Annotated in this window: 15 protein-coding genes; 8 read left to right on the top strand and 7 right to left on the bottom strand. The window is 29.1% G+C overall.

Features of this window, described 5'->3' with window-relative positions; all coding sequences use genetic code 11:
- The first annotated feature begins 2 nt into the window (after positions 1–2).
- The 4 genes from nqrE (at position 3) to R3X25_RS06305 (ending at position 5,513) form a co-directional block, all read left to right on the top strand.
- Complete coding sequence (gene nqrE, locus R3X25_RS06320; RefSeq protein ID WP_317672966.1) at positions 3–713, top strand: NADH:ubiquinone reductase (Na(+)-transporting) subunit E; 711 nt, start codon at positions 3–5, stop codon at positions 711–713.
- Positions 714–716: 3 nt separating this feature from the next.
- Entirely contained in the window at positions 717–2,027 is a 1,311-nt protein-coding gene (nqrF, locus tag R3X25_RS06315; protein WP_317672964.1) for an NADH:ubiquinone reductase (Na(+)-transporting) subunit F, read from the top strand.
- Between the two features lie 102 nt (positions 2,028–2,129).
- Positions 2,130–5,072: a T9SS-dependent choice-of-anchor J family protein gene (locus R3X25_RS06310; protein ID WP_317672962.1), complete on the top strand. Its 2,943-nt coding sequence runs from the start codon at positions 2,130–2,132 to the stop codon at positions 5,070–5,072.
- Between the two features lie 63 nt (positions 5,073–5,135).
- Positions 5,136–5,513: a Na(+)-translocating NADH-quinone reductase subunit F gene (locus R3X25_RS06305; protein ID WP_317672960.1), complete on the top strand. Its 378-nt coding sequence runs from the start codon at positions 5,136–5,138 to the stop codon at positions 5,511–5,513.
- 13 nt (positions 5,514–5,526) lie between these two features.
- Here the strand turns inward: R3X25_RS06305 and R3X25_RS06300 are convergent, their stop codons facing one another.
- Entirely contained in the window at positions 5,527–6,258 is a 732-nt protein-coding gene (locus R3X25_RS06300) for a DUF2490 domain-containing protein (RefSeq protein ID WP_317672958.1), read from the bottom strand.
- A 236-nt stretch (positions 6,259–6,494) separates the two neighbouring features.
- Between R3X25_RS06300 and R3X25_RS06295 the strand changes: the two genes are divergently transcribed.
- From R3X25_RS06295 to R3X25_RS06280, 4 genes are all read left to right on the top strand, one after another.
- Complete coding sequence (locus R3X25_RS06295) at positions 6,495–6,695, top strand: dodecin family protein (RefSeq protein WP_317672956.1); 201 nt, start codon at positions 6,495–6,497, stop codon at positions 6,693–6,695.
- Positions 6,696–6,787: 92 nt separating this feature from the next.
- Positions 6,788–8,830 (top strand): thioredoxin domain-containing protein, encoded by a 2,043-nt coding sequence (locus R3X25_RS06290; RefSeq protein WP_317672954.1) that lies wholly within the window; start codon positions 6,788–6,790, stop codon positions 8,828–8,830.
- A complete protein-coding gene (locus R3X25_RS06285; RefSeq protein ID WP_317672952.1) occupies positions 8,830–9,189 on the top strand; it encodes a DUF1304 domain-containing protein in 360 nt (119 codons plus the stop codon). The genes R3X25_RS06290 and R3X25_RS06285 overlap by 1 nt, the downstream gene beginning before the upstream one ends.
- Before the next feature lie 15 nt (positions 9,190–9,204).
- On the top strand, positions 9,205–10,011 hold the full coding sequence (locus R3X25_RS06280; protein WP_317672950.1) for a mechanosensitive ion channel family protein: 807 nt from the start codon (positions 9,205–9,207) through the stop codon (positions 10,009–10,011).
- A gap of 1 nt (position 10,012) precedes the next feature.
- Here the strand turns inward: R3X25_RS06280 and tsaB are convergent, their stop codons facing one another.
- The 6 genes from tsaB to R3X25_RS06250 all read right to left on the bottom strand — a co-directional run bounded on the left by tsaB (position 10,013) and on the right by R3X25_RS06250 (position 14,240).
- The gene (gene tsaB, locus R3X25_RS06275) at positions 10,013–10,684 is read right to left on the bottom strand and encodes a tRNA (adenosine(37)-N6)-threonylcarbamoyltransferase complex dimerization subunit type 1 TsaB (RefSeq protein ID WP_317672948.1); all 672 of its coding nucleotides are present in this window, start codon (positions 10,682–10,684) and stop codon (positions 10,013–10,015) included.
- 105 nt (positions 10,685–10,789) lie between these two features.
- Positions 10,790–12,121: a TolC family protein gene (locus R3X25_RS06270; protein ID WP_317672946.1), complete on the bottom strand. Its 1,332-nt coding sequence runs from the start codon at positions 12,119–12,121 to the stop codon at positions 10,790–10,792.
- A 124-nt stretch (positions 12,122–12,245) separates the two neighbouring features.
- A complete protein-coding gene (locus tag R3X25_RS06265) occupies positions 12,246–12,455 on the bottom strand; it encodes a hypothetical protein (RefSeq protein ID WP_317672944.1) in 210 nt (69 codons plus the stop codon).
- Positions 12,455–12,973, bottom strand: a complete 519-nt coding sequence (locus tag R3X25_RS06260; protein ID WP_317672942.1) for a DUF420 domain-containing protein — start codon at positions 12,971–12,973, stop codon at positions 12,455–12,457. Before R3X25_RS06260 ends, R3X25_RS06265 begins: the two co-directional genes overlap by 1 nt.
- Positions 12,973–13,599, bottom strand: a complete 627-nt coding sequence (locus tag R3X25_RS06255; protein ID WP_317672940.1) for an SCO family protein — start codon at positions 13,597–13,599, stop codon at positions 12,973–12,975. Before R3X25_RS06255 ends, R3X25_RS06260 begins: the two co-directional genes overlap by 1 nt.
- A 5-nt stretch (positions 13,600–13,604) precedes the next feature.
- The gene (locus R3X25_RS06250) at positions 13,605–14,240 is read right to left on the bottom strand and encodes a hypothetical protein (protein ID WP_317672939.1); all 636 of its coding nucleotides are present in this window, start codon (positions 14,238–14,240) and stop codon (positions 13,605–13,607) included.
- Positions 14,241–14,282 lie beyond the last annotated feature (42 nt).

The raw sequence follows: 14,282 nt of genomic DNA, 5'->3' as shown, positions 1-14,282 counted from the left end.
ATATGGAACATTTAGAATTATTTTTTAAGTCAATATTTGTAGATAATATGGTATTTGCAACATTCCTTGGAATGTGTAGCTACCTTGCAGTATCTAAAAAAGTATCAACTGCTGTAGGTTTAGGAGCAGCTGTTATTTTTGTAATGGCAATTACAGTTCCTTTAAACTGGTTGTTAGATCAATATATATTAAAAGAAGGCGCATTAGTTTGGTTAGGTGAAGAATATGCCGCATACGATTTAAGTTTTCTTTCTTTTATTATGTTTATTGCAACAATTGCAACAATGGTGCAATTAGTTGAAATTATAGTAGAAAAATTCTCACCTTCATTATACAATTCATTAGGTATATTTTTACCATTAATTGCTGTTAACTGTGCAATTTTAGGAGGATCTTTATTTATGCAATCTCGTGAAATTCAATCTGTTGGATTAGCATTTAACTATGGTGTAAGTTCAGGAATTGGATGGTTTTTAGCAATATTAGCAATTGCTGCTATTCGTGAGAAAATCAGATATTCTAATGTACCAGGACCATTAAGAGGTTTAGGAATTACATTTATAATTACTGGTTTAATGGCTATAGGTTTTATGAGTTTTGGAGGAATGTTAACAGGAGGAGAAGAAGAAGCACCAGCTGAAAAAACTGTACAAGTTGAAACAATTGAAAAAGCTAAAGATTTAGCTACTAACGAACTTGAATTAAAAGAATAAAGAATGATATTAGCAGTAAATACCATAGGTACAATTGTTGCAACAGTAGTAGCATTTTTAGTAATAACACTATTATTAGTTGCACTACTATTGTTTGTAAAGCAAAAATTATCACCATCTGGTCCAGTAAAAATTAAGATTAATGGTGAAAAAGAAATAGAAGTAGCTTCTGGAAGCACTTTATTAACCACATTAGGTGCTGAAAAAATATTTCTACCATCTGCTTGTGGTGGAGGTGGAACTTGCCTACAATGTGAATGTCATGTACATTCTGGAGGTGGTGAAGCTTTACCAACAGAAACACCACACTTTACTCGTAAAGAGTTAAAAGAAGGAATTCGTTTAGCTTGCCAAGTTAAAGTAAAACAGGATATGGATATTTCTATACCTGAAGAAGTTTTCGGAATTAAAAAATGGGAAGCAACAGTTGTAAGAAATTACAACGTAGCCTCTTTTATAAAAGAGTTTGTTGTTGAAATTCCAGAAGATATGGGCTACAAAGCTGGTGGATATATTCAAATTGAAATTCCTGAATGTGAAGTAGACTTTAAAGATATTGACATCACTGCACATCCTGAAGAACACGAAACTCCAGATAAATTCCAAATGGAATGGGATAAATTCGGTTTATGGGATTTAAAAATGAAAAATACTGAATTAGTAGAACGTGCATATTCAATGGCTTCTTACCCTGCTGAAGGAAGAGAAATTATGTTAAATGTACGTATAGCTACGCCACCTTGGGATAGAGCTAAAAATGGTTGGATGAGTGTAAATCCAGGTATTGCTTCATCTTATATTTTCTCACGTAAAAAAGGAGATAAAGTAACAATTTCTGGACCTTATGGAGAATTCTTCATCAATGAATCTGATGCAGAAATGTTATATGTTGGTGGTGGAGCTGGTATGGCACCAATGCGTTCGCATTTATACCACCTATTCAAAACATTAAAAACAGGAAGAAAAGTAACATATTGGTATGGTGGACGTTCTAAACGTGAATTGTTCTATTTAGAACACTTCTACGAATTAGAAAAAGATTTCCCTAACTTTAAATTCTATTTAGTGCTTTCTGAACCTGCTCCTGAAGATAATTGGGTAAATAAAGAAAACACAGACGACACTAAAGGTGATGGATTTACAGGGTTTGTGCATCAAGCTGTAATTGATGAATATTTATCAAAACATGAATCTCCAGAAGATTTAGAATTATATTTCTGTGGACCACCATTAATGAACAAAGCAGTTCAAAAAATGGGAGAAGATTTTGGATTAGCAGATGAGAATATCCGTTTCGATGATTTTGGCGGGTAATAACTCAATTTAAATTATTTATAAAAAACCAACATTAATAATGTTGGTTTTTTTTTGGTTATTTAAAAAAAAATTATACATTCCCAAATCAATTATTTAATTATGAAAAAAAACTACATTAAATCAATAGTTTTTGTATTAATTCTATTAATATCCAACACTATTTTTTCACAAAAAAAGAAAATTCCAACTTCAACTAATAAACATAGTCATCAAGTTGAATCTAACCTTACAGAAGAAAACAAACACGCACTTGAAAAAACAGGTTTCGTTCGCTGTTTAACTGTAGAACATGAACATGATCTTCAAAAAAAATATCCAAACAGATTGGGAACTGAAGATTTTGAAAATTGGTTAGCTCCAAAAATTGAACAATTTAAAAAAGATAGAAAATCTGGAAAACTATCCAAATCTGCAACTATTTTTAATATTCCAGTAGTTATTCATATTATTCATGATGGTGATCCCGTAAATACTATCGGAAATATTTATGGAGAAAACATCTCCGATGCACAAGCTATTTCTCAAATAGATGTAATGAATGAAGATTATAGAAGATTGACTGGTACACCAGGAGGCGATAATACAACTGGTTTAGCAGTAGATGTTGAAATTAATTTTTGTTTAGCAGTACAAGATGAAAATGGAGCTCCTACAACAGGAATTGTAAGACACAACATTACTCCATATAGTAATGATGTTAGTGGAGATGGCGATTGGGAAACAAAAACTGATGTTGAACAAATGAAAACAGTTACCCAATGGGATCCTACAAAATATTTAAATATGTGGACGTTTAGACCAGGAGGTAATAGTTTAAATAATGGAGGTCTTGATGGACTTTTGGGTTATGCTCAATTCCCTGTAGATTCTGGACTAGACGGTTTAGGTTATGCTGGAGCGGCAAATACTGATGGTGTTGTAGCTGGCTTTGATGCTTTTGGTACAATTGCAGATGATGATGGATCTTTTACATTAAATAATACTTATAATTTAGGAAGAACAATGACACATGAAGTTGGTCACTATTTAGGTTTAAGACATACATGGGGAGATGGTGACTGTACTGTAGATGATTATTGTGATGATACACCTTTGACAGGAAATGCTAATTACACATGTGATTTAACTGCAAATAGTTGTCCTAGTTTCCCAATAGTATACGATATGGTTCAAAATTATATGGATTATACTAATGACTCTTGTATGGATACCTTTACGCAAGATCAAAAAGATAGAATGGTTACTGTTATGTTAAATTCACCTAGAAGAATGGAATTGAATTCGTCTAATGGATGTACAGCTTCAAGTCCAACTATTTATTTTAATGATTCTGGAAGTACTGAAACAGAAGAAACATCGTGTTCTTACAGAGATATTTCAACAGATTTATCTATTGCATTAGCACCAAGTGCCGATGCAACTATAACTTTTTCTCAAACAGCAGGTACTGCTACTGAAGGAGTTGATTTTGATTTTGTAAATAGTTCGGTAGTATTTTCATCAGGAGCTACAGACAGTAAAACATTAACAATCAGAATTTATGAAGATAGTTTTGATGAAGGGAATGAAACATTAACTATAGGTATGAGTATCTCAACTACAGGTGATGCTGAAATTACCACCGTTGGTAATTCGGAATATACGTTAACTTTAACCGATGATGACGAAAGATTGGGAACTACAACACCTGTTTTTACTGAAGATTTTGAAAGTTATACAGATTTTGATATTGCTCCTATTAATAGCTGGACAATGTTAGATTTAGATTTAAGTTATACATGGGCAGTAGATAGTTTTGATTTTACTAATGAAGGATATAAAGGAACTTTTATTGTATTTAACTCAACTCAAACTTCTCCCGAAGCAACTGGCTGGGAAGCTCACGGCGGTAATAAAGGTTATTATTGTTTTAGTGCTTCTGGAGATTTAGATAACGACGGAAATCAATATGATGTACCTGCTCTAAACAATGATTATATTTTTACACCTCAAATAAGTGTTACAGGTTTAGAAAGTAAATTAAAATTTTGGGCAAAATCAATTACAGATAGCTATGGTTTAGAAAGATTTAATGTTATGATTTCAACAACAAGTAATGATGTTGCTAGTTTAACAACATTATACCCAACTAATCCATCTCCAGGACCAGAAACATATCAAGAGGCACCAACAACATGGACTGAATATACGTATGACTTATCTGCTTATGATGGACAAGATGTTTATGTTGCTTTCCATGTAGAATCTGCAGATGCCTTTGTATTTATGCTAGATGATATATCTATTGAATCTGAAGTGTTTGATGTGCAAACAGCTGTTAATTCACCAGATCAAAATGCATTAGCAAGTACTGGAACTATTTATGCTAATAATGATTTAGACAACAATTTAGTTGTAGATATTACTAATAGTAATAACCAAAATTATGGATGTGTTGACGCTTATGTTTCTAGAGCATTTGACGCAGCAAATCCTGCTGTTCAGCAACAAGCTAGTGGAGTTGCAAATTATGTATTAGCAAAAGAATTTACCATAACACCTTCTACAATTAACAGCTCTGGTAATGCAGATCTAGTATTTTATTTTAGTGAAGAAGAAATTCAATTATGGGAAAACACAACAGGTAATACAAGATCTCAACTGGTTGTTTATAAAGATAATGGTTCAACTATTGAACAAGTTCCTGCTACAATTGGTGCTTTTGCAAATCATGTAACTATAACTGCTAACTATACATCGGGTATAAATGGAACTTACTTTTTTGGTATAGACAGTGTATTAAATATATTAAAAAATGATTTTAATAACTTTAATGTATATCCAAACCCTTCTACATCTAATTTCAACTTAACTTTAAGTTCTTCAGAAAATGTTGAATTAAGAATTTTTGATATGTTGGGAAGAAATGTTTTTGAAAAAGAATATCAAAATACTTCTACTAACTTTAATAAAGTAGTTTCTCCTAATTTATCTAAAGGTGTCTATATTTTAAAAGTTGAAAGTGGAAATAAAAAAGCTTTCCAAAAAATAATTATAGAATAACACAAAAAATATTTTGTTTTAAAAACCGATACATATGTATCGGTTTTTTTATGTTTGTAAAGTATGAATAGAAAATTAACACCTCAAGAATTACATAATTTAGCAATGAATATAGTTGGTAAAGAACTTGAAAAAAAAGGATTTGAGTTTTTAGCTGTAAATAGCCAGTTAAAAAAACATCCTCAATTTGTTTGTATTGATAAAAATAACCAACAATATTTTGTAATTGTAAAGGCTTCACAAATAACAGAAGAACCAATATTATATGATGTAATTTGGATGGAAACTTTTAAAGAACACGCACGAAAACAGAACTCTAAAGTACTTTTTGCGGGTGTTGGATTAGGAAACCCAAACGATAAATTAAGTCCTCCATACGCAAACGATAATTACCTACTTCAGTACGAAGGTTTACAAGATTTAGAAATAGAATTAAACTAATAATAATTAGCTTTTATTTTTTTCTTAAATCAAAATAATAAGTTAGAGTTAGATGCAATAAATTGCTCGATATAAAAGTTTTATCGGCTTTTTTAAAATAATACCTTCCATATCCAGCCCAAATACTCGAATTTTTCAATAACTTATAACCAATTAAGGCAGCAAAATTATTTTGGTCAAAATCTGGATTTGTAATTCCAGTACCAAATTTAATTCTAATCTCGTTAGATAACTTTCCAAGTATATAATTATCATTTTTCAACTTAAATAAATTTGTGGTTACCTGAAAACGATATCTTATTCTGTTATACTTTTTAATTCCTGAAATTTCACCATTACTAACTAATTCTAATTCTCGCTCTTCAAACATTAAACGATTATTTAAACTAAATTTACCAGCTTTATTGGATAATGTTAAATGCTGAAAAAATCTATTTTCATCTCTTTTAATAGCTGCTTGTAACTTACCATTTGGAAAATATCTATATAACATATAACCAATTCCAACTGTTAAATTTGGTGTTAGTTTATAATTTATGCTTGGAGCTGTTAAAAACGATTGTGTTTTCTTTAGAAAATCAACTCTTCTTTGTTGAAACAAATGTGCAACATAAAAATTATCGGTAATAATAAATTTATTACTAAACGTTAACCAAGCACCAGAATCTTCCAAAACCTCGACTTCTTGTGCATTCATTTTACTAATTGAAAAAATCAATAGTAGAATGAGTAAACTTTTTTTCATTCTAAAAAATTTCAAACTAAATGTATCCTTTAATAAACCACAAATTTAGACAACTTAACTAACCTGAATTTTATTTTTTACGATATATTAAAAAAACGTTATCGTTAATAAAAAAAACTATAAACCACTGATTTTATATTGATTAAATTTATTTCACTAATCTTTAACATGTGATAAATATCATAGAGTTGTAAATTTTCGTATATTTAAGTTTATTAATTTAAAATAATTATGTTATGGCAATTATGAAAGTTATTGAAGTAATGGCTAATTCTGACAAAAGTTGGGAAGAAGCTACAAAAAAAGCAATTTCACAAGCTAGTAAAAGTGTTAAAAACATTAAATCTGCCTTTGTACAATCTCAAAGTGTAGTGGTAAACGACAATAAAGTTGAAGAATTTAGAGTAAATCTAAAAATCACTTTTGAAGTAAAATAACCTATCATTCAAAATAATAATTAAAGCGCTTTCTAGCGCTTTTCTTTTTTAGCAAATAATTAAATTTAATAGACTTTAAATACAAAAATGCCATGGCTTTTAAATACACAAACAGCTTAATTAACGAAACAAGCCCATATCTTTTACAGCATGCAAATAACCCTGTAAATTGGTACGCTTGGAATAAAAAAGCGCTTGAATTAGCTAAAAATGAAAATAAATTAATCTTAATTTCAATCGGGTATTCTTCTTGCCATTGGTGCCATGTAATGGAACACGAATGTTTTGAAGACGAAAGTGTTGCTGCAATTATGAATCAAAATTTTATTAATATTAAAGTTGATCGTGAAGAACGACCCGATATTGATCAAATTTATATGAGCGCGCTTCAATTATTAACAGGAAGTGGAGGTTGGCCTCTAAACTGCATTGCGTTACCTAATGGAAAACCATTTTGGGGAGCAACTTATTTACCTAAAGAACGTTGGAAAAATACACTTTTAAAAATTGTTGAATTAAATAAAGAAAAGCCTGAAGAATTACTAGATTACGCTAACAAACTTACAGAAGGAATTCAAAAATCGAGTTTAATTAACGTTAACACTCAAAATAAAAAATTCAACATAAAAGATTTAAAAAACTCTATCTACAATTGGGAACCATACATGGATATAGAGTTAGGTGGAAAACTTGGAGCTCCTAAATTTCCAAACCCAAATAATTATTTATACTTATTGAGGTTTGCCATACAAGCTGAAGATACTAAATTGTTAGATTTTGTAAATACAACACTTACAAAAATGGCTTTAGGTGGAATTAATGACCAAATAAACGGTGGTTTTTCTAGGTATTCTGTAGATAAAAAATGGCATGTTCCACATTTTGAAAAAATGCTTTATGATAATGGGCAATTAGTTAGCCTATATTCCGAAGCCTTTAGAGCAACTCAAAATCCCTTATACAAACAAGCAGTTTATGAAACACTTCAATTTATTGAAGAAGAATTTTTAACCACTGTAGGCGCTTTTTACTCTAGTTTAGATGCTGATAGTTTAGATAGAAATAATGAACTAGAAGAAGGTGCATATTATGTATGGAATTCATTAGAATTACAAGAAATTTTAAAAGAAGATTACCCATTATTTTCTAAATATTACAATATTAATAATTACGGTTTTTGGGAAAAGGGAAATTACGTTTTAATACGGAAAGAAACCGATGAAGAGTTTTCAAAAACTAATTCAATTTCATTAAATGAATTAGAAATAAAAGTTGTTGATTGGAAAAATAAACTTAAAAAAATACAACAAAATAGATCAAAACCAAGACTAGACGATAAAAGCTTAACTTCATGGAATGCCTTAATGTTAAAAGGTTATATTGATGCTTATAAAGCTTTTAGCGAACCTAAATTTTTAGAAATTGCACTTAAAAACGCAAAATTTATTTATACAAAACAACTGCAACCTGAAGGAAATTTAAATCATAATTTTAAAAATAATAAAAGTACTATTAATGGCTATTTAGAAGATTACGCAACCGTAATTGATGCATTTATTACATTGTATGAAGTTACTTTTAATTCTATTTGGCTAAATACCGCAAAACAACTTACAGATTATACTTTTGATCATTTCTTTGATACAGATAAATCAATGTTCTATTTTACATCAAACATAGATACAGCTTTAATTACTCGAAAAATGGAAATTGAAGACAATGTTATATCATCCTCAAATTCTATAATGGCAAACAACCTATTTAAATTAAGTAATTATTATTCCAATACTTATTATAAAAAAGTAAGTACACAAATGCTTTCAAACGTAATAACTAAAAGTATTGCTAATGGTTTATGGTATTCTAATTGGTTAAATTTGGCTTGTAATTTTTCTAGTAATTATTATGAAATTGCTATTGTTGGAGAAGATGCGATTGAACTTTCAAAACAACTTCATAAAAAATATATACCAAATGCAATAATTGCAGGAAGTGTTAAAGAGAGTACCTTGCCAATTCTTCAAAATAGATTTCAAAACAAAAAAACATTAATTTACACGTGTATTGAAGGAGCTTGTAATTTACCTGAAGAAAATGTTCAAAACACTCTAAAAAAAATTAAGATTAAATTCTAATGAAATATTTACAACTATTTATAATTGCTTTTGTAGCATTACTACATATCTACTTTATGATTTTAGAAATGTTCTATTGGGACAAACCTAGAGGTTTAAAAGCTTTTGGATTTAAATTAGAAGATGCAAAAATCTCAAAAACATTAGCAAAAAACCAAGGGCTTTACAATGGTTTTTTAGCTGCTGGTTTAATTTGGTCTTTAATAAATACTTCAAATATAAAAAGTATAGCACTCTTTTTCTTATGCTGTGTAACAATTGCAGGAATTTATGGCGCATACACTACCAAAAAAAATAAAATATTTTTCATTCAATCTATTCCTGCTATTTTAGGAATAATTTTAACTTTGTTCACTTAATTAAATAATAAAACTATGGATTTTCAAAAATATTTAGATTTAGCTTTAGATTTTATCGCTAAAAACTCAATAAACGTAATTGTAGCAATTTTAATTCTTTTAATTGGACTATGGATAGCAAATATAATAGTCAAAGTTTCTAGAAAAATTATGAACAAAAGAGGTGTTGATGAAACACTTCAAAAATTTTTAGGTGATTTATTAGGCTGGGTTTTAAAAATACTAGTTTTTATCACTGCCATTTCACAAGCTGGAGTTGAAACAACATCATTTGTAGCTATTATTGGTGCTGCTAGTTTAGCTATTGGATTAGCATTACAAGGATCATTAGCTAATTTTGCTGGTGGAGCTTTAATAATGATTTTTAAACCGTTTAAAGTTGGTGATTTAATTGAAGCACAAGGAGAAATTGGAGTTGTAAAAGAAATTCAAATATTTGTAACAAAAATAGTATCTCCAGGTAATAAATTAGTAATTATTCCAAACGGAACTCTTTCCAATGGAAATATTAAAAATTATACTGAAGAAGGTAAATTACGTGTTGATTTAACTTTTGGAATTGGTTATGATGAAAACATTAAAAAAGCAAAAGAAGTTTTTATGAATGTTTTAAAAAACAATCCAAATGTTTTAAAAGATCCTGCACCTACTGTTAACGTATCTGAATTAGCTGATAGTTCTGTTAATTTTGCCGTTAGACCTTGGGCAACACCAGAAAATTATTGGGCAGTTTACTTTGGTATTACTGAAGAAGTTAAATTAGCATTAGATAAAGAAGGTATTGAAATACCTTACCCACACCAAGTTGAGATAAAAAAATAATCTATTTTTTAGATTTTACAACTACAAAATCTTTTAAATAAAAAGGTTCAAAATAAGCGACATCTTCGATGTCGTTTTTTTTGTATTTATTATATGATAATAAAGCCATTTCTTTTGCAGAAGGAAATTTATTATCAATAAATTTAGCATTTAAATGTTGAATAACAGCCTTACATTTTTCCGCACCATCACCTAAAAAAGTAACCTCACCTTTAGTTAAATATTTTTCAAAAGAGTTTTTATCAATAATTTCAGCTTTAACTTCCTCTAAAATTTCATTATTATAATTTAATACTTGACTATAGACTTCCATTCTTCTTGCATCTAGCAATGCAACTTTAAACCCATTTGCAATAGAAATTGAATCTGCTAAAGATATTAGTGTATTTATTGAAATTAAAGGAACCTCTAAAGCAAAACATAAGCCTTTAGCGGCAGAAACTCCAATTCGTAAGCCCGTATAAGATCCTGGACCTTTACTTACCGCTACAGCCTTTATTTCTGACAACTCTTTTCCAGATTCTTTTATAACATCATTTATAAATTGATGAAGTTTTTCAGCATGGGAATATCCACCTTCATTAAATTCTTTTAATGCTAATATTTTTCCTTCTTCTGCAAGACAAACAGAACAATTTTTGGTAGCTGTTTCTATATTTAAAATTAAAGCCAATGTTATTAAATTTTGATTGCAAAGATAATTAATTCATTATTTTAATAAAACAAAAGCGCTCAACCTTTCGATTAAGCGCTTTTATAATTTTTATTTTTAGAAATATTAATCTATAACTATAGATTCTCCGTAGTAGAACTTTAATACTTGAGTTTTAAATACATAATCGTATTTTGCTCTAATAATAGCTCCTTCAGCATTTACAAAACGGTTTCTAACTTGGTCGAAATCAAATTGAGTCATAGCACCTAAATTGTAACTTTCTTGTGCATTTTTAAAAGCTTCTTTTTGCGCAACTAAAGATTTATCTGCAGATTCATAAGTTTTTGCTGCTGCTTTTGCATCGTAATATGCTTTTTGAATAGTTTGTTGTAATTCCAACTTTGCACTCTCTAAAGCAAATGCAGATTTTTCATAGTTTATTTTTTGGGTATTTACATACGATTTTATTTGCCCTCTACTAAAAATTGGAATACTTACGCTAAAGCTAACTCCATAACCTAAATTATCATCTAATTGTGTAAAAAATGGGCTATGAAATTGATTATCTTTTAAATCATAACCATAACCTGAACTAGCACTTGCTCCTAAAGAAACTGTTGGTAAAAATCCAGCTTTTGCTATTTCAATATCTAATGCTGCAGATTCTATACCTAATGCTGCTTTTTCAATTTCTGGTCTATTCTCTAATGCTTTTTCATAAACTATAGTAGGGTCACTATATAACATAGCAATTCCTGGATTCTCAATTTCAATAGTTTCAATATCAAATCCTTCTGGACTAATTTGTAACAATTGAGCCAAATCTAACAATGCTAAATTTAATGTGTTTTCATAAGAAATTACTGCTTGTTCATCTGCAGCTGCAGTTGATTGCGCATTTAATAAGTCACCTTTAGGCTTTACTCCTGCTTCAAATTGTGCATTTGCTCTTTCAATTTGTTTTTCACTTATTTCAAGTTGAACTTTTGCAACATTCAAGTTTTCTTTTGCAAACAATACATTTAAATAGGTATTAACTACATACAATGAAATATCATCTTTAATTTTTTCTAAATCTAACTTACTTCCCTCAACTCCTAATTGTGCCTGCTTGTATGAATTTAGATTACTATAACCATCAAAAACAGTTATTCCAGAACTTAATCCAAAAGAACCTCCATAAGTACTTGTTGAAACTCTATCTTGTGTAACTGGATCAAAACCTGACCCAAAATTTAAACTCCCAGTTGTTGAACCACTTAAATTTGGTAAAAAATTACCTTTGGAACTTATTACATTCTCTTCGCTTAAAGCAACATTGAGTTGGTTTTGCTTAACGGTAATATTATTTTCTAACGCATAATCTACACATTCTCGTAAGTTCCATTTCTTTTCTTGTGCGTTTAATAAGGTTGTAAATATAAACGCTAATAGGATAACAACTTTAATTCTCATCTTGGTAGTAGTTGAATTTATTTTGTAATTGTTTTAACTTTTAAAAAAGCTTTTTACTTCTTTTAATCTGCTATATGACGACTAAAAGTATTATTTGTTACACTTTATGTCTATTATAGAAATGTTAAATTTTATTTTTTCTTCTATATTTTATAATGAAGTACAACAAAGCACCAACCAAAATGTAAGGAAAAACCATTAAATACATAATGCCCGTATTTAAACCTTCTGCTTCTTCTAGATTACCACTTTCAACCACAGCTTTACACATAGCACATTGAGCATTCAAAAAATGAAAGCTAAAAAATAATACTATAAAAAGTGTCTTTTTCATTAATAGTATGGTGAAATCATTAAGTAAACAACTACTCCACTAACAGCTACATATAGCCATAATGGAAATGTAATTTTAGCAATTTTTTTATGCTTTTCTACCTGATTTGTAATTCCTCTAACAAAAGTAATTAGCACAAAAGGAATTACTGCAACAGATAAAATTATGTGTGTTATCAAAATAAAATAATACACCCACTTTAATATTCCATCCCCTTCATAAGCTGTAGAATTTGAAGTCATGTGGTACAATACATACATTACTAAAAATAAGGCTGAACATACTAACGTGGCTTTTATTAATTGCTCATGTAATTTAAGTTTACCATTTTTTACAGCCCAAACAGCAATAACCAACAAAACAGCAGTTACTGCATTGATAGAAGCATAAATTGGCGGTAAAAACACAGGTAATTCTAAATCTATTTTTACTCTAAACAATATCGCTACAGCTAATGGAATTGCAATAGAAAGTGCAACTATCCACTTATTGTATTTTTTAATTGAATTTGCTTCCATTACTCTTTTAATAGTGTTTTAATATCTTCTTTTAGTTGCTGAACAGTTTTGTTATCTAAACCATCGTAAAATGCAATTGGATTTCCTAAATTGTCTTTTCTAGATCTAATATTTCCTTTTTTATCTACCAAAGCAAACATTCCTGAGTGTTCAAAACCACCTTCAGCTTCAGCATTTTCACCAGCGTATAACGCAAAACCTTTGTTTGCTAATTCGTAAATTTTCTCTTTATTTCCTGTTAAAAAATGCCAATTTTTTAATGTTGCTCCATGAGATTTTGCATACGCTTTTAAAATCTCTGGAGAATCGTATTCTGGATTTATACTGAATGAAGCAATTCCAAAATCTAAATTTCCATAAAACTCATCTTGTATTTTCACCATATTTTCATTCATAATAGGGCAAATAGTTGGACAAGTTGTAAAGAAAAATTCTACTACGTACACTTTATTAGTGTAAAATGAATTTGAAACCTGCTCACCATCTTGGTTTGTAAATTTAAATTCAGGTGCTTTTCCTATAGTTACTAATTCAGGTGTTTTAAATTTATTTACAATTTTAGGAACTGCATAAATTCCAAAAATTAAAATTATAAAAGCAACACCAACATATGAATATTTTTTCATTTCAATTAGATTTCTCGTTTTCTTCTAGCTTCTTTTTCAGCAGATTTTTTTAATTGATAATAAATTATATCAATGTCATCTTTCATTTTATTTTTTAACTCTGAAACAGAACGCATATTATAACCATATAGCTTTCCTCCTTCAACATCTTCATCATCTTTTCTTCCTCTTAATCTAGATTCCATATCTATAATAAAAGCATATTGCGAAAATAAATTTTCATTTAATTCAAAAGGTGATTCTAAACTAGTATACAAGTTTTTTATTTCATCATTATTTTTATATATAAAACTCCATTTATCAATATTTGTAAATGCAGAGAGTTCTTCAACAACCATTTTATAATCTTCCTCTGTTCCTTCAGGTAAAATAGCTATTGCCTGAAATAATGGTTTTTGATTGTAACGTTTATAAATAGTTTGATTTAAATTGAATAAACTTGCCTTTCCTTCTTTTATATCACTTCCTAAAAAACAAACAATACTCAAATTTTCAGAAAATGAAACTGAATCTTCATCTAAAGTTTTAACATTTTCCGTTAATATAGGCAGGTTTGAGTATTTATAAATTCCTTTTGAAAGGAAAATATAAAACACCAATGGTAAAACAAATAAGCTAAATAGTACCCAAAATTTCTTCATTGCAACAAATTTAACATAAAAAAAGGTGGTTAAAAACCACCT

The sequence above is a fragment of the Lutibacter sp. TH_r2 genome (assembly GCF_033101135.1).
GTDB lineage: Bacteria > Bacteroidota > Bacteroidia > Flavobacteriales > Flavobacteriaceae > Lutibacter.
This window is presented reverse-complemented; position numbering and strand designations above follow the sequence as displayed.

Excerpts from the sequence above, each read along its gene's own strand:
- nqrE (WP_317672966.1), top strand. The coding sequence starts at position 3 with ATGGAACATTTAGAATTATTTTTTAAGTCAATATTTGTAGATAATATG.
- nqrF (WP_317672964.1), top strand. The coding sequence starts at position 717 with ATGATATTAGCAGTAAATACCATAGGTACAATTGTTGCAACAGTAGTA.
- R3X25_RS06310 (WP_317672962.1), top strand. The coding sequence starts at position 2,130 with ATGAAAAAAAACTACATTAAATCAATAGTTTTTGTATTAATTCTATTA.
- R3X25_RS06305 (WP_317672960.1), top strand. The coding sequence starts at position 5,136 with ATGAATAGAAAATTAACACCTCAAGAATTACATAATTTAGCAATGAAT.
- R3X25_RS06300 (WP_317672958.1), bottom strand. The coding sequence starts at position 6,258 with ATGAAAAAAAGTTTACTCATTCTACTATTGATTTTTTCAATTAGTAAA.
- R3X25_RS06295 (WP_317672956.1), top strand. The coding sequence starts at position 6,495 with ATGGCAATTATGAAAGTTATTGAAGTAATGGCTAATTCTGACAAAAGT.
- R3X25_RS06290 (WP_317672954.1), top strand. The coding sequence starts at position 6,788 with ATGGCTTTTAAATACACAAACAGCTTAATTAACGAAACAAGCCCATAT.
- R3X25_RS06285 (WP_317672952.1), top strand. The coding sequence starts at position 8,830 with ATGAAATATTTACAACTATTTATAATTGCTTTTGTAGCATTACTACAT.
- R3X25_RS06280 (WP_317672950.1), top strand. The coding sequence starts at position 9,205 with ATGGATTTTCAAAAATATTTAGATTTAGCTTTAGATTTTATCGCTAAA.
- R3X25_RS06270 (WP_317672946.1), bottom strand. The coding sequence starts at position 12,121 with ATGAGAATTAAAGTTGTTATCCTATTAGCGTTTATATTTACAACCTTA.
- R3X25_RS06265 (WP_317672944.1), bottom strand. The coding sequence starts at position 12,455 with ATGAAAAAGACACTTTTTATAGTATTATTTTTTAGCTTTCATTTTTTG.
- R3X25_RS06260 (WP_317672942.1), bottom strand. The coding sequence starts at position 12,973 with ATGGAAGCAAATTCAATTAAAAAATACAATAAGTGGATAGTTGCACTT.
- R3X25_RS06255 (WP_317672940.1), bottom strand. The coding sequence starts at position 13,599 with ATGAAAAAATATTCATATGTTGGTGTTGCTTTTATAATTTTAATTTTT.
- R3X25_RS06250 (WP_317672939.1), bottom strand. The coding sequence starts at position 14,240 with ATGAAGAAATTTTGGGTACTATTTAGCTTATTTGTTTTACCATTGGTG.